Genomic DNA, 15843 nt, shown 5'->3' with positions numbered 1-15843 from the left:
AGTCTGTTTGAGAACTGGCGCAATAAAACAGCCGATGTCGCGCTCATTTTAAATTAAATGGCTTACACATTAAGGGCATAGCGCACATTAATCAAAAATAGTGCGAGGTTATTCACAAGCAAGTTAACCGGCGGTTACATTACACCCTTACACAACATCAGAACAACATCATTTTAATAACATTTTCTTTACCGCCACGGGCCGCTTTTTCGGTCGCTGAAAGGGCATATTCATGGGGTACGGATTTTGTTAAAATCCCGCCCTTTCCTCATTGTCCGGGCAGCATTGTTTTCTTCGGACGTCCTCTTATTGCATAAAAATTCATTTATATGCATAATAATCACTTCTATTGTCAACATTCCACGGTGCAAAATGCGTAATCCCGCAAAGCAGGAAGATCTGATCAAGGCGTTTAAAGCGTTATTGAAAGAAGAAAAATTCAGTTCTCAAGGCGAGATCGTTTTGGCGCTGCAAGAAGAAGGCTTCGAAAACATCAACCAATCCAAAGTATCGCGCATGCTGACCAAGTTCGGCGCGGTGCGTACCCGCAATGCCAAAATGGAAATGGTGTATTGCCTTCCAGCCGAGCTCGGCGTGCCGACCACCACCAGCCCACTGAAAAATTTGGTGCTGGATGTCGATCACAACGATGCCGTAGTGGTCATCCATACCAGCCCCGGCGCCGCACAGCTGATCGCCCGCCTGCTGGATTCCCTGGGTAAATCCGAAGGCATACTCGGCACCATCGCCGGTGACGACACCATTTTCGTTACCCCAGCCAGCAGCTTTACCGCTCGCCAGTTGTACGAAGCCATTCTGTCGCTGTTCGAACAAGAGTTATGATGCTCAACGCTAACAAAATGCGGCTGACGGTCGCGTTTTGTTAGCGCTTCTTTAACTCTGTCTTTACCTTTCCCCCGCGCCCTACCACGTTTAAAACCTGATTTCCGCCTTGTTACGGCACATTCCAATGACATTTATATAAAGCCAGCGATAGCTGCTGCCCTTTTCCGCACATTTGGTCAAAAACACTTACCTTATTGAAATTACATAAATTTAACATCAAAAGAACGTTTTATGAGCGTTTTTTATTCCATATGGTTATTAAAAATAAGAGACGCCATAATAAAGTTTCACTAGAAACTGTTAGCCAGCTATTAATTTTTAGAGTTACTAGATGTATACTCATTTCCGTGACGTAAATCACAGTTCATTGGAACTGATAAAAGAATACGATAAGGTGAGATCATGAAAATTAAAGCTACCGTTGCAACACTAAGCCTCCTGTCTGTGCTTTCCTTTGGCGCATTTGCAGCACAATCCGTTGATGCAGATCAGGCAGCCAAACTGCAGTCCGCAGGCACCATTACCGTCAGCGGCATTGCCGGCACCCCTTCAGATATTCGTCAGGCGCTGTCTGAAAAAGCCGATGCCCGTGGCGCGACCGCTTACCGCGTGATCGAAGCGCGTAACGAAGGCAACTACCACGCTACGGCTGAAATTTATAAATAAGACCCCGGCATTACCCGGCAACGGGCAATAAATCTCTGGAAACCAGCATTACCGATAACAGCTTTCAAGAATAATAAACGCTGTAAAGCCCTTCCTGGCTGTTATCGCAACAGGACCCACGACCATGAACATGAAAATGACCCTCGCTGCAATGAGCCTGATGTCTGCCCTTTCGTTCGGCGCTTCAGCCGCTACGTTGATCACCAATGACCAGACCGGCGATCTTCAGTCTGTCGGCACCATTACCGCCAGTGGCGTAACCGGTGCACCTTCGGATATTCGTCAGGCGTTGTCCGACAAAGCCGATAAGCAAGGCGCTAAAGCGTACCGAGTGATCGAAGCCTACGAAAACGGCAACTGGCACGCGACTGCCGAAATCTACAAATAACAATTCAGAGAGCGCGGTTGCCGAACTGATTACCCTCGTCACTGCCACTGCCGAGTTCCGTGGTAACCGCTGATTCTCTGAAGAAGTCTCGTCGTCCTATCCGACGAACCCCGTTGCCCTCGCTCGCGAGGGCTTTTTTATAGGCGAAAAAAAGGGCCGCAAACGGCCCTTTCTCGAATCAACCCTGTCGATCAGTAGGTGACTTTCGGCTCTGGCTTGTTGGCCAGAGCTTCCAGCAGCCGATCGTGGATCCCGCCGAACCCGCCGTTGCTCATCACCAGGATATGGTCACCCGGCTGGGCGGTTCTCACAATCATGTCCACCAAGGTGCCGAGATCGGCACTCCAGTGGGCCGGCTGCACGCAGGCTTCCGCCACTTCCGCCACCTGCCAGGGAATATGGTGCGGCTGGAACAGGAATACCTCATCGGCACGGCCAAGCGATGGCGCCAAATCGTTCTTGCTGATACCCATTTTCATGGTATTGGAGCGTGGTTCAAGCACCGCCAGAATACGGGCGGTGCCGCCCACTTTACCGCGCAGAGCGGCCAGGGTCGCCAGGATCGCCGTTGGGTGATGCGCAAAATCGTCATACACCGTGACGCCATTGGCTTCACCGCGCAACTCCAGGCGGCGACGGGCATTGATGAAATCGCCGAGCACGGCGCAGGCGTCCGCAGGCTGCACGCCAACGTGACGTGCGGCAGCAATCGCCATCAGGCCATTATGCATATTGTGTTCGCCCACCAGCGCCCATTTCACCTCGCCCGCTTTTTCGCCATCGAGGAACACTTCATAGTGGCTGGCGTCCGGCGTCAGCTTGTGCGCCCGCCATGCGCCTTCTTCCCCGACCAACTCCTGCTCGCTCCAACACCCCATCGCCATCACCTGTTTCAGGTGGTTGTCGTTATCAGGCAAAATGATCTTGCCCTTGCCCGGCACCAGGCGCACCAGATGATGGAACTGCTTCTGGATCGCTTTCAGATCGTCGAAAATATCGGCATGATCAAACTCCAGATTGTTCATGATCAGCGTACGCGGGCTGTAATGAACAAACTTGGAGCGTTTGTCGAAGAACGCACAGTCGTACTCATCGGCCTCGATCACAAAGAACGGGCTGCCGCCCAAGCGTGCGGAAACGTCGAAGTTCCCCGGCACGCCACCGATGACAAAACCGGGCTGATAACCACAGGCTTCCAGGATCCAGGTTGCCATGCCGGCGGTGGTGGTCTTGCCGTGGGTCCCGGCAACCGCTAACACCCAGCGATCGCGCAGTACATAGTCATGCAGCCATTGCGGGCCGGAAACGTATGGGATGCCTTGCTCCAGCACCGCTTCCACGCACGGGTTGCCGCGCGTCATGGCGTTGCCGATGATCACCAGATCCGGCACGGGATCCAACTGAGCCGGATCGTAACCCTGGATCAGGTCGATCCCCTCTTTCTCCAGCAGCGTGCTCATCGGCGGATAGACATTAGCGTCAGAGCCGGTCACCTCATGTCCCAACGAACGAGCCAGTACCGCAAGCCCGCCCATAAAGGTGCCACAGATCCCAAGAATGTGAATGCGCATAGTTTTCTCAATTGAGTACGTCGAATGTTACCTTATTCTACCGCTCAGAATCGTCCAGAAGAAATGGATTTGCCTATGAATAGCGCTCATCTTTGGGCTACACTGCTCGCGAATACGTTGGCGGTTTGTTAACAAACCGCTACCCATCCGTAGATTCAGGGATTGTGTCATGAAAACGTTAGGCGAATTTATCGTCGAGAAACAGCACGACTTCTCTCACGCCACCGGCGAGCTGACAGCGTTACTTTCTGCAATTAAACTGGGCGCCAAAATCATCCACCGCGACATCAACAAAGCGGGTCTGGTTGATATCCTCGGTACCAGCGGCATTTCCAACGTACAGGGTGAAGTCCAGATGAAACTGGACCTGTTCGCCAACGAAAAGCTGAAAGCTGCGTTGAAAGCGCGCGGTGAAGTTGCGGGTATCGCTTCTGAAGAAGAAGATGAAATCGTGATTTTCGATGGCGAGCGGGCTGAAAATGGCAAGTATGTGGTGTTGATGGATCCGTTGGACGGTTCGTCCAACATTGATGTCAACGTCTCGGTCGGTACTATTTTCTCTATCTATCGTCGCATCACCCCGGTCGGCACTCCCGTGACCGAAGAAGATTTCCTGCAGCCAGGCAGCGCCCAGGTTGCAGCCGGCTACGTGGTTTATGGTTCATCCACCATGCTGGTGTACACCACCGGTTATGGCGTGCATGCCTTTACTTACGATCCGTCTCTGGGCGTGTTCTGTCTCTCCCATGAGAAAGTGCGTTATCCTGCCACCGGCAATATGTATTCGATCAACGAAGGCAACTACATCAAGTTCCCTCGCGGCGTGAAGAAATACATTAAGTATTGCCAGGAGCAGGACGAAGCGACACAACGCCCTTACACCTCACGCTACATTGGTTCACTGGTTGCCGACTTCCACCGCAACCTGCTGAAAGGCGGCATCTACATTTATCCAAGCACCGCCAGCCACCCGCAAGGTAAGCTGCGCCTGCTGTATGAATGCAACCCGATGGCGTTCCTGGCGGAACAGGCCGGCGGTAAAGCCAGCGACGGTAAAAACCGTATTCTGGACATTACCCCGGTGAAACTGCACCAGCGTGCGCCGTTCTTCGTCGGCACCAAATCCATGGTTGAAGACGCCGAGCGCTTTATCGCCGAAAACCCGGACGAGTAAAGCCTCTCTTCAGGGGGCGGCATGCCGCCCCCTGTCACGCCATCATAATTTGAACGCCGCCATGCTCTGGGCCAGCAATTGAGCCTGCTCCTCCAGCGAACGCGTCGCCGCCGCGGACTCTTCGACCAACGCAGCGTTTTGTTGCGCCACCTGATCCATCTGCGCCACCGCCAGATTCACCTGCTCAATACCGCTGCTTTGTTCCCGGGTAGCCGCCGAAATTTCCCGCATCAGCGCCGTCACGCGGCCCACTTCACCGGTAATGCCGTTCATGGTTTTCGCCGCAGACTCCGCCATTTGCTCACCTTCCTGCACCCGATTCTGCGACGCTTCGATCAACCCTTTGATCTCTTTCGCCGACTGCGCACTGCGCTGTGCCAGGCTGCGTACCTCGCCGGCCACCACCGCGAAACCGCGCCCCTGTTCACCGGCGCGGGCCGCTTCGACCGCCGCATTCAACGCCAGAATATTGGTCTGGAAGGCAATGCCGTCCATCACGCTGATGATATCGGCGATGCGCCGCGAGCTGTCGGTAATCGCCTGCATCTTGTCCATCACCTGGCTGACCACCTCACTGCCTTGGTTGGCGATATCGGATACGCTCAGCGCCAGTTGGTTTGCCTGCTCGCAATTCTCGGCGTTCATCTTCACCGTCGAGGTCAGCTGTTCCATGCTGGCCGCCGTTTCCTCCAGCGAGGCTGCGGACTCTTCGGTACGCTGCGCCAGATGCAGGTTACCGGCAGCCAGCTCACGTGAGCCGGTATCAATCTGGCTGCTGGCATCGCGCACCTTGCTGACCGAACCGACCAACGCCTGTTGCATGCGTTGCATAGCGCGCACCAGACGGCCCATCTCGGTATCCCCTTCGCCGGTAATTCGGTGCGTCAGGTCACCGCCGGCGATATATTCCAGTTGGTTGATAGATTCATCGAGGGGGCGCAGGATTATCACCCGCAGAGCAAACCAGGCCAGTATCGCCAACAGCACGCTGAGCAAACCGGCGACCACGATCAGGGTGATTTTGGTGCTGGCATTATTTTCCGCCTCATCCACCCGCTGCTGCCCCACCTTCATGGCAAAGCTGCGGAAATCGCTGAGGTCTTTTTCGAAGGCGATACTCAGGGCCGAAATACGGGTTTCCTGAATCTCGTAATAGTCATCGACCTTGCCGGCCTTGATGGCGTCAGCCATCGGCCTGACCCCCTGTTCCAGATAGGCCCGGTAGCTGTTTTGCAAACGGCTAGACAGTTCACGCCCGCGTTCCGTGACGGTGCCGACGCTGACGAAGCGCTCCATTTCGTGCTTCGACTGCTCGAGGTAATCATAGATACGGCCTACCGTAGCGTCGGAGACCTCAATCTGGCCGATTTCCCGCTGACGCACCGCCAGCGAAGCGGCGGTTCTGGCGCGCAGCGTCAGGTTGGAACTGCTGGCCAGCGATCCCAGTTCCTCCCCCAGGATCTGGTTCAGTGTATGTAGCGAGCGCGACCCTTCATTAATCGCGTTGACGCCGATCGTGCTGACCATAATCAGCAACAGCGTCGTCAGGCTCAGCAGGGCAATCAGCCCGGCCTTCACCGTAATCTTTTTTAGCATGAGTTCTTCCCGGCTTCAGAAATTGTGAGATCAAACGTAGGGGAGGTAAAACGCAGAGCCAGACTTCGCCGGCTCATTATTATTTGATGAAGTTATCGGCAACCGCGGGAGAAACTTAACCTTGTTGGAGGATTAATCTGGAAATGGGGCGGATGGCTCCCCTCGGGGGAGTCGGTGATGAAAAGGGCAGGAAATCGCAAAAGAGTCCGCTATAATAGCCGCCACTCCATTTCTGGTTTGATTAAAGGAAACCGACATGAGCTTGAATCTGGTCCCAGCTGGCAAAGACCTGCCGGAAGACATCTACGTTGTTATCGAAATCCCGGCTAACGCCGATCCGATCAAATATGAAATCGACAAGGACACCGGCGCGCTGTTCGTTGACCGTTTCATGTCCACCGCGATGTTCTATCCGTGCAACTACGGTTACATCAACCACACCCTGTCTCTGGACGGTGACCCGGTTGACGTGCTGGTACCGACCCCGTATCCGCTGCAGCCGGGTTCTGTGATCCGCTGCCGTCCGGTAGGCGTGCTGAAGATGTCCGACGAAGCCGGTGAAGATGCAAAACTGGTTGCCGTTCCGCACAGCAAGCTGACCAAAGAGTACGATCACATCAAAGATGTGAACGACCTGCCAGAACTGTTGCGTGCCCAGATCGCCCATTTCTTCGAGCATTATAAAGATCTGGAAAAAGGCAAATGGGTGAAAGTGGAAGGCTGGGCAGACGCTGCCGCTGCCAAAGCTGAAATCGTTGCCTCTTTCGAACGCGCTGCCAAGAAGTAATTCTTGCCGCCGTCCGATGAAAAAACACCGCTCAATGAGCGGTGTTTTTTTATTACTTTTCGTCGAGACGCTTCAACCAGTCGCCGCTGTTAATCCGCGGGTAACCGTCCACACTGTGTTTATACAGGTAGATCCACGCACTCCCATAAGGCGTCTGAATCAGCTCGCGCTTATAGTCCTTGGTGTTGCTTTTCAGTTCGTCCAGCTCTGCCAGAATCGATGAGTTAATACGGTACACCTCACAATGTACCGAGCCCTCTCCAGGGATCGCCGCCGGGTAATGGCCCAGATTATAAATCTGATAGCCCTCGAGCTCATGCTCGCCGAGCCATTGGGCGTTGGTCATCCAATGGCTGTTTCCCTGTTTGCGTCGTAAACTGCCGTAGACAATTATTCGCATCGCTAAAACTCAAACTGATAGAGCAAATCTAATGCCTGGTCGATACCAGACACCGCTTCAAGATACAACTTAGGCATCAGGCGGTAACGCAACGTCAGCGTGGCCAGCGAGTCGAAAATGCCCACCCCATATTTTACTTGTAAGCCAGGGAGAACATAGCCGCTCACGACAACCTGAGAGCTGTCGCCAACCCCCTGAGTGTCCAGGGCCAAATTACTTACGCCAAACGCCTCGCCGATTTTACCCACAAGTTGACCACTTTGTGCAACCCCCATCCCAATTAACATTGAGGTCATGGCGTTGCCGTCGGCGCCGGAACTGCCCAAACCCTGCCCGCGCAGCAGATAAGACAAGGCTTCCTGCTGCGATTTAGTCGGGTCTGAGAACACTTCCAGCTTAGGTGCATCCGCCAACCCGGTGACGCGAACCCCGGCGGTGACGCCGTCTTCGGTCGAGTCCGGATTACGGATCGCCTCGATGTTGAGTAACGGCTGATCCGGCGGCCCAGAGAAGAGCAGTTGGCCCTTGCGGACAATCAGATCCTGACCATAAGCATGGAAGCGACCGGACGGGATGTCAATCTGGCCATTCAGGCCCAGGCCGTTCTTGTCCTGCACCACTTTCAAGTCGCCCTTCAGTTTGGCTTTCAGGCCAAAGGCATCCAGGCGTACATCGTTGCCGACGTGGATCATCAGGTTGCTGTTGATCGGGATCGCAGCGGTTTTTGGCTGGATCGGTTTCAGTTGATCATCCAGCATCACTTCATCGGAAGAGACGCCTACCGCACTTTCCGGCAGCTCCTGCACCGTTATGCGCGCCCACGGAATATTGACTGAGCCGTTGAGCGAGAACAGTTGCGGCGTCGCCTCAAAGACCAGATCCGGAGAAACGTCGATGCGGATCATCGGCGGCACCGTCACCCGCAGCTTGTCGCCCTTGGCGGCGATACGGGCGCGCCAGGCGTTGATGTCACGCCAGTCGGCGTCACCGGACAGATTCAGTTGCCCGCGGGTCGTCCCGATCAGCCCCTCCAGCGTCGAGGTCATGCCATCGAAGTTCACCACCAACCGGCCGTCAGTCATGTCAAACGGCATCCAGTGGCCATCGATATCCACCTTATCCAGCGCTAACCGGCCGTAAACCAGCGGTTTCTGCGCGCTGCCGCCCAAACGCAGGTTGGCGTTCAACATGCCCGCCGCTTTTTCCCCATCCATCAGCGCCGGGTTGATCATCGCCAGCGAGATATTGGTGATATTGACATTACCGCTGATATTGCGGCGCACCTGCGGGTCGGTGACCTGAATGTTGCCGTTAAACTGGCCATTCTTGTTCAGCTTGATCAACCAGTCCGCCTGAGCGCGGCCATTGGTCAACCCGGCGTTGAGATTCAGCGTATCGAAGGCGATCGGCAGCGCATTGCCCTGTACCTGCTGCACCACTTTCACCCCGTTGCCCACCAGCGCGACTTTCGCATCAGGCAGTGCGCCGCCCGGTTTCCAGCTAACATCCGCCCGGCCGGAGAATACGCCGCTCAGGGCCGTTTCCGGCCCCAGGAAAGGTTTCACCATCGCCAGATCAAAGCGGTTCAGCACTACGCTGGCCTGGCCGCTCGGGCCGGCTTCAATGGTTTTCGGCACGCACAGTTCAGCGTTCGGATTCTGCCAGCAATGCGGCCCGATACTGATTTTCTGTGCGGTATTCAGGTAGTCCAGCGTAATGGCGCGCGTTAACCGCCATTCGCCCACCGGGGTATCGAAACGGGTATTGTTCAGGTTGGCGCGCCAGCGCTGCTGCTGGCGATCGAAACTGCCCTGCAGCGCCAGTTGGCCGGATACCGGCTTGCCGTTGATCTTCAGTTGCAGCTGATGCTGTTTTTCGCTGCCTTTGGCATCCAGCGTCAGCTGGCTGATCTCCAGAGCATCCTGCTTCAGTTGTTCAACCCGTACCGCCAGTTGCCCCTGAATCTGATCGCTGGAGCGCACGTCGCCGTCAATTTTAACCCGATTGATGCGCAGCGCCTGCCACTGCAGGCCGGAAGCGGTCAGGTCGGCCAGCAACTGAGGCGCCTGCAGGTTGCCGCGCAGTTTAAGCAGGCCTTTCGCCGTACCGCCCAGCCCCGGCAGCGCGCCATCCAGGCGCGGTGCGTCGATGTTCGCATCCAGATTCCAACTTTTCTCGTCCAGTTGGCCTTTGACGTTCAGTTGGTTACGCCCCAGCGTCAGATCGATACCGGGGATTTTCCACTGCCCGGCAGCGTTGCCGCTGAGCGAGCCGCGCGCGGTGACCTTATTTTGCTTCACGTTGCCGTCGAGCTGCAGCACCGGTACCTGCAATTGCCAGCTGCCGCCGTGCAGGCTACCGCGAGTGGTGATCTTCCCATCCAGCTTCGCCGGCCATTCCGGCCACTGTTTGGCGGTGTTAATGCCGCTTAACATCAGCTGTGAATTCCAGCTGATGGCCTTGCTCCAGTCCACCAGCGCGCTCAAATCGGCATTGCCCTGCAGGGCGGCCAGCCGCAAGCGATCCAGTTTGAACTGTTCGACGTTGCCTTTGCCATCCAGCGTCAGCACCGCCGGCGGCAGATCCTGGCCTTTGATGTTGGCGCGCGTCGACAGCGCATAGTCGGTCGCCTTGCCGTTGAAGCGCAGGCGGAAATCGTTGATTTGGTATTGCGCCTCGCCGCTCAGCGGCCATTTCAGCTGTTTGCTTTGCAGCGTCAGTGCCAACGGCAAACCGGCCTCGGCCAGTTGAGTCTGCACATCCAACTGCACGCCGACCGGCCCGGACAGGTTGAGCGCCACTTTCAGCTCTTCACGCAGCCCGCCGCCGAGGTTCAGTTTGACCTTCTCGCCCTTCAGCGGCTCAATATTCAGCGTGCCGTTCGCCACCATCTCCACCGGCCAGTTGCCGGTCAGCGTCGCCTGCCCTTGGGCGGACAGCGTGCCCTGCGGCGATTTCACATCAAAGTTGTCCAGCTGGATATGCTGGTCTTTGGTGCTGGCCTGCAGCAGCAGGCTGGTGATCAATACCTCGGTGTCGCCCGTCAGCCGCAGCTGTTCACCGCTGATTTCCTTGACGGTGATATCCAGCGGCAGACGAATGTCCGGCAGATCCGGCAATAGCGGTTTGGCGAACAGTTCTTTCAGCGTTTCGCCCAGTGGCTTCTCTTCTGGCTGTGGCGCAGGCTTGGCAGCCTCTTCGACTTTTTCGCCGACCTTTTTCGCCACCTCAACGACCGGCTGTACGGCTTCCGGCAATGGGTTTTGCGGCGTTTTCGGCAGAGCGATCAGCAGTGAGCTGATTTTAGTCGGCAACAGGGTCAGCGCGCGCTCTTGCCACTGTGCACCGGTGCGGAACTCGCCCAGTGAAATCGCCGTGTCGTCGACGCTGACCTTGACGTTGTTCAGCGCCAGCATGCGCAAGGTAATCGGGTACGGCGTACTCAGATTCGTGGTCGGCTCGCCGGTCTCTTCCACCGGTGCCGACGGCGTCATTTCTTTGGTTTTCACCACCACGTCCACGTCCTGCGCAGTCAGGGCGTTAACGCACAGCGAACTGCGTTTAAAGCACGACAAATCCAGCGAAAGATGGAACTGCCCGGCATTCACCGTCACGCCCGGCATCTGGTATTTCACGCCCTTTAGCGTCAAATCGCGCCAACCGCCGCTGACGCCGGCAATATCCAGCCCCGGAACCCAACGCGCAGCGCCGTTGATAACCGTATGCAGGCCGCTGGTGGTGCCGAGCAAATAAGCCAACCCGCCAATCAGCAGCAACAAGACGATCAGGAATCCCAGACAAATCTTTTTAATCAGGCTCATAATTCAGGCCCCAAACCAATATAGAACTGCACCCCGTGGGTCTCTTTATCCCCAACCGGAGCGGCGATATCCAGCTTCACCGGGCCGACCGGCGACTGCCAGCGCACGCCGAAGCCGGCGCCGGTCTTGACGTTGCTTTGCTTGATATCGTTCACCGCTTCGCCGGAATCCACGAACAACGCGCCCCACCATTTGCCGGTCACGTTGTATTGGTATTCCAGCGAGCCGGTCAGCATTTTGGAAGCGCCTGTCAGCTTGCCGTCATCGTCACGGGGTGAAATGCCTTTGTATTTGTAGCCGCGAATGCTGCGATCGCCACCGGCGAAGAAACGCAGATCCGGCGGCACTTTTTCAAAGTTATTGGTTTCGATCCAGCCAACCTGCCCGCGTGCGACAAACCGGTGTTTGTCGGCCAAGGTGCGGATCCAGACGTTCTGCGCCTGTATCAGCGCAAAGTCGACGCCGGAACCCCAGGTGGTATCGGACACGTCGAGAGAATAACGCTGGCTGTCGCCCCAGGTCGGCATCAAACCGCCGCGCGAGCGGGTACGGTTAACGCTGACGCCGGGATACAGCAGCATGGTGGTGTCGGTGACGGTACCCTGGGTAAAGTGGTCCAGACGCCAGGTCAGGTTCAGCGCCCGTTGCCAGCCGCTGGAGAGATCCCAGTTGCGGGAAACCACCGCTTTTGACGTAACGGACTTGGTATCGTTGAGATCGACGTTCTTGAAGCCGCCCTGCAGCAGGTAATACTGCTCCAACGGGTTCTTCAGCAGTGGGATTTTATAGGTCAGATCAAGCTGCTGTTCCGGCGCGGAAATGCTGGCGCTGGTTTCCAGGCTATGTCCGCGATCGTTGAGCCACGGTTTTTTCCAGGTACCTTTTATCCGCGGGCCGACGTCGGTGGAATAACCGACCCCGGTTTCGATGGTATTGCGGGTGCGCGGCGTAACCAGCGCATCTAACGGCAAAATCTTGTTCTCTTTGGAATCTTGGAAATCAGGGGACACCACCACCGAGTTAAACCAGTTGGTGGCGGACAAACGACGGTTCAGCTCGGCCAACTCTTCCGAACTGTAATAATCCCCCTGATGAAAGGGCACCAGATTTTGCAGGTAGTCTTCGCGGATTTGCGAACCTTGGAACTTCACCTTGCCGAAGCGGTAGCGCTGCCCGCTGTTGAAGTCGATGTCCCAATAAGCCTTATGCAGGTCCTCCGCCACGCCCAATTGACTCTTGGTCATATCGGCATCGAAATAGCCTTTGCGCAGCGCCATGCCGGTCAGAGAACCTTTGAAGTCGTCGTATTTGCCGTGATTAAGGATCTCGCCTATCGTCGGCCGGCCCTTTTTGACCAATTGCAGATAGTCTTCGTCGGTTTTCGCGCCGCCTTCCAACTGGATATCGGCACCGGCAATCCGTACCGGCTCGCCCGGGTTCACCTTGGCATACAGCACGGGGCGCGCCAGCCCTGGGCGGTCATCCAACGTAAAATCGATGGTGGGCTGATAATAGCCCAGCGCACGCAGCCCCTGACGGACAGCTTCATCCACGCGCGCGCGGAACCGTCCATCGGTGCCGACTTCCTCCGGCGTAATGGAAGACAGCCGTACCCGGACGTTTTTCTCCAATTCTCCGCTGAGTCCTTCTACCTGCAGCCGCACATTCGCCGAAAACGCCGCGGGCGTCGCGAGCAGCGCACAAAAAAAGCACAGGGCACGGTATCGTGGCACGCGTTCTCCTTAATTTATTTTACTTTCCTGTATAACAACGCTCTCTGGTGCCAGGGCAGACTCCGCGCTATCAAGACGGCAGCCCTCTTCAGCGTTATTCCAGACGCCGCGTGTTACCGTTTTACTGTCGCCGTAAACAAGCGCATTCTTCTCTTTTGGCGCTCAAAATACTGCGTTAAGCTTACACTTATACCTCAATAGGCAGCTTATTGTGAGCAAAGTTGCGGTTAGATACAACCGAACCGCTGCGTCTTGGGCCAATTCTTACTGTGACAACAGGAGTCAACCGTGGTGCCATTTTTTGATAAAACCCAAACCGTCGACAAGGCGAACGCACTGCCTGGCCGCACGACGCCGATGCCTGTTGCGACGCTCAACGTGGTTACCGATCATTCGATGACTCACGTCCCGGATGGCATGGAAGTGGCAATCTTCGCCATGGGGTGCTTCTGGGGCGTCGAGCGCCTGTTCTGGCAACAACAGGGCGTCTACAGCACCGCCGCAGGCTACAGCGGCGGCTACACGCCAAACCCGACCTACCGCGAAGTGTGCAGCGGCCAGACCGGCCATACCGAAGTGGTGCGCGTGGTGTTTGACCCGAAAATCGTCAGCTATAAGCAACTGCTGCAGGTGTTCTGGGAGAACCACGACCCGGCGCAGGGCATGCGTCAGGGCGGCGACGTCGGTACCCAGTACCGCTCGGCGATTTACACGCTGACGCCGGAACAGCAGCTTGAAGCCGAAAGCAGCCGGCAACGTTTCCAGCAGGCGATGGATGAAGCCGGCGACAAGCGCGCCATCACCACCGAAGTGACGCCGGCGCTGCCGTTCTACTATGCCGAAGACGACCATCAGCAATATCTGTATAAAAATCCTGAGGGCTATTGCGGCCTGGGCGGGATCGGCGTTTGTCTGCCGCCACAGGGCTAACCTACTATTTTTTAACCGCTGGCGGCCCCTGTGGGGCTGCTGCTATACTGTGCTGGGTCGCATTTGCGGCCCTGCTTTTTGATAAAGCTCTGGCGGGCGCGATATGCGGCCCCCTACAATTCTTTTTTTACAAGGTACGACCCTTCCTCAAGAGCGCCGTCATCCCGTCGGCACGTATGGATAGAATATGTTAAACAGTATTTTACTGATTCTTTTTCTGATCGCCGTGAGTGCGTTTTTCTCACTGTCGGAAATATCTCTGGCTGCATCACGCAAGATTAAACTGAAAATGATGGCTGACGAAGGTAACGTCAACGCCGCCAAGGTGCTCAAACTGCAGGAAACGCCGGGCCTGTATTTTACCGTAGTGCAAATTGGCCTGAACGCCGTGGCCATCCTCGGCGGTATCGTGGGCGATGCGGCTTTTTCTCCGACGTTCAAACTGCTGTTCGATCGCTTTCTGTCACCGGAACTGGCGGAGCAGGTTAGCTTTATCTGTTCGTTCGTGTTGGTGACCAGCCTGTTTATCCTGTTCGCAGATTTGACCCCGAAGCGCATCGGTATGATTGCACCAGAGACGTTCGCCGTCCGGATCATCAACCCGATGCGTTTCTCAATCATGCTTTTCCGGCCGCTGGTGTGGTTCTTCAACGGCATGGCAAACCTGATCTTCCGCCTGTTCAAGCTGCCGATGGTACGTAAAGACGACATCACCTCCGATGACATTTATGCGGTGGTGGAAGCCGGCGCCCTGGCGGGCGTGCTGCGTAAACAGGAACATGAACTGATCGAAAACGTGTTCGAGCTGGAATCGCGTACCGTTCCCTCTTCGATGACCTCGCGTGAAAGCGTGGTTTACTTCGATCTGCGCGAGAGCGAAGAAAGCATCATTCAGAAGGTCTCGACCCACCCGCACTCCAAGTTTCTGGTGTGCGATGGCAACATCGATCAGGTGGTTGGCTACGTCGACTCCAAAGACCTGCTGAACCGCGTGCTGGGCAACCAGAGCCTGGTACTGAGCAGCGGCGTACAGATCCGCGCGGCGCTGATCGTACCCGACACCCTGACGCTGTCTGAAGCGCTTGAAAGCTTTAAAACTGCCGGCGAGGACTTTGCCGTTATTCTCAATGAGTATGCGTTGGTGGTGGGCATCATTACGCTGAATGACGTAATGACCACGCTGATGGGCGATCTGGTGGGCCAGGGCCAGGAAGAGCAGATCGTGGCGCGTGACGAAAGTTCATGGCTGATTGAGGGCGGCACGCCGATCGAAGATGTGATGCGCGTGCTGCACATTGACGAGTTCCCGCAGGCGGGCAACTACGAAACCATTGGCGGCTTTATGATGTACATGCTGCGCAAGATCCCGAAACGCACTGACTTCGTTAAGTACGCCGGTTATAAATTTGAGGTGGTGGACATCGACAGCTACAAGATTGATCAGCTGCTGGTGACCCGGTTGAGCGACAAACCTGCCGCGGTGCTGCCAAAAGCGCCGGGGGACAACTCCCCAGCCTGACCCCTGCCGGCAAAAACGTCAGCGGCCCCATCGGGGCCGCGATAATTGGGGCTTTTGCAGATACACAAAATTTACCCTATGAATTTCAAATTGCAGAAAACAACGCTGCCGCTTGAAACACGACGGGTATAGCGCATTAACCCATCTCAGATTGCAGCAACAACACCTGCCGGTTCACCTCTGACATCACACTGAAGTGGCGTCTGTCACGAATTTTCGGTATCAGGATTTTCCCTTCGTCGAACTCAAACGCGCCTACATCTTTGATATACAGCCGGCCACGAAACAGGGTCTTTACGTACTTCGCCACTTTCAATGGGTTATAACGCTGGAAGATTCTCATTCTTTTACTCTCCTCCGTTTGGTCCATGCGCTCAGCGAGCCGCCAAGGTGGTAGCCTCTAAAGTAAGAA

Annotated in this window: 13 protein-coding genes; 7 read left to right on the top strand and 6 right to left on the bottom strand. The window is 55.8% G+C overall.

Annotated elements, in window-relative coordinates:
• The first annotated feature begins 372 nt into the window (after window positions 1-372).
• From argR to yhcN (ACUTQW_RS12785), 3 genes are all read left to right on the top strand, one after another.
• On the top strand, window positions 373-843 hold the full coding sequence (gene argR / locus ACUTQW_RS12795; protein WP_004952803.1) for a transcriptional regulator ArgR: 471 nt from the start codon (window positions 373-375) through the stop codon (window positions 841-843).
• 405 nt (window positions 844-1248) lie between these two features.
• Entirely contained in the window at window positions 1249-1512 is a 264-nt protein-coding gene (yhcN, locus tag ACUTQW_RS12790) for a peroxide/acid stress response protein YhcN (protein ID WP_006323257.1), read from the top strand.
• Between the two features lie 124 nt (window positions 1513-1636).
• Window positions 1637-1900: a peroxide/acid stress response protein YhcN gene (yhcN, locus tag ACUTQW_RS12785; RefSeq protein WP_006323256.1), complete on the top strand. Its 264-nt coding sequence runs from the start codon at window positions 1637-1639 to the stop codon at window positions 1898-1900.
• A 191-nt stretch (window positions 1901-2091) separates the two neighbouring features.
• Here yhcN (ACUTQW_RS12785) and mpl read toward each other — a convergent pair whose 3' ends face one another.
• Window positions 2092-3471, bottom strand: coding sequence for a UDP-N-acetylmuramate:L-alanyl-gamma-D-glutamyl-meso-diaminopimelate ligase (gene mpl / locus ACUTQW_RS12780; protein WP_004952794.1), 1380 nt, complete (start codon window positions 3469-3471; stop codon window positions 2092-2094).
• A gap of 169 nt (window positions 3472-3640) precedes the next feature.
• On the opposite strand from mpl, the gene fbp reads away from it, so the two are divergent.
• Window positions 3641-4645, top strand: coding sequence for a class 1 fructose-bisphosphatase (gene fbp / locus ACUTQW_RS12775; protein WP_004952791.1), 1005 nt, complete (start codon window positions 3641-3643; stop codon window positions 4643-4645).
• 42 nt (window positions 4646-4687) lie between these two features.
• On the opposite strand, the gene ACUTQW_RS12770 is transcribed toward fbp, so the two are convergent.
• A complete protein-coding gene (locus ACUTQW_RS12770) occupies window positions 4688-6241 on the bottom strand; it encodes a methyl-accepting chemotaxis protein (RefSeq protein ID WP_006323255.1) in 1554 nt (517 codons plus the stop codon).
• 256 nt (window positions 6242-6497) lie between these two features.
• Between ACUTQW_RS12770 and ppa the strand changes: the two genes are divergently transcribed.
• A complete protein-coding gene (gene ppa, locus ACUTQW_RS12765; RefSeq protein ID WP_004952787.1) occupies window positions 6498-7028 on the top strand; it encodes an inorganic diphosphatase in 531 nt (176 codons plus the stop codon).
• A gap of 52 nt (window positions 7029-7080) precedes the next feature.
• Here the strand turns inward: ppa and ACUTQW_RS12760 are convergent, their stop codons facing one another.
• The 3 genes from ACUTQW_RS12760 to tamA are packed head-to-tail and all read right to left on the bottom strand — an operon-like array spanning window position 7081 to window position 12982.
• Entirely contained in the window at window positions 7081-7428 is a 348-nt protein-coding gene (locus tag ACUTQW_RS12760) for a gamma-glutamylcyclotransferase family protein (RefSeq protein ID WP_004952785.1), read from the bottom strand.
• 2 nt (window positions 7429-7430) lie between these two features.
• Window positions 7431-11249 (bottom strand): autotransporter assembly complex protein TamB, encoded by a 3819-nt coding sequence (gene tamB, locus ACUTQW_RS12755; protein WP_235196025.1) that lies wholly within the window; start codon window positions 11247-11249, stop codon window positions 7431-7433.
• Entirely contained in the window at window positions 11246-12982 is a 1737-nt protein-coding gene (gene tamA / locus ACUTQW_RS12750) for an autotransporter assembly complex protein TamA (protein WP_020438324.1), read from the bottom strand. Before tamA ends, tamB begins: the two co-directional genes overlap by 4 nt.
• 288 nt (window positions 12983-13270) lie before the next feature.
• Here tamA and msrA point away from each other — a divergent pair, with 288 nt between their 5' ends.
• Window positions 13271-13912, top strand: a complete 642-nt coding sequence (gene msrA / locus ACUTQW_RS12745; protein ID WP_004952780.1) for a peptide-methionine (S)-S-oxide reductase MsrA — start codon at window positions 13271-13273, stop codon at window positions 13910-13912.
• Window positions 13913-14099: 187 nt separating this feature from the next.
• Window positions 14100-15431, top strand: a complete 1332-nt coding sequence (locus ACUTQW_RS12740; protein WP_004952778.1) for a hemolysin family protein — start codon at window positions 14100-14102, stop codon at window positions 15429-15431.
• A 136-nt stretch (window positions 15432-15567) separates the two neighbouring features.
• On the opposite strand, the gene ACUTQW_RS12735 is transcribed toward ACUTQW_RS12740, so the two are convergent.
• Window positions 15568-15774 carry a DUF1107 domain-containing protein gene (locus tag ACUTQW_RS12735; protein ID WP_004952776.1) on the bottom strand — a complete coding sequence of 69 codons (207 nt, stop codon included), beginning with the start codon at window positions 15772-15774 and terminating at the stop codon, window positions 15568-15570.
• Window positions 15775-15843 lie beyond the last annotated feature (69 nt).

Source organism: Serratia sp. TSA_7 (assembly GCF_052692135.1).
This window is presented reverse-complemented; position numbering and strand designations above follow the sequence as displayed.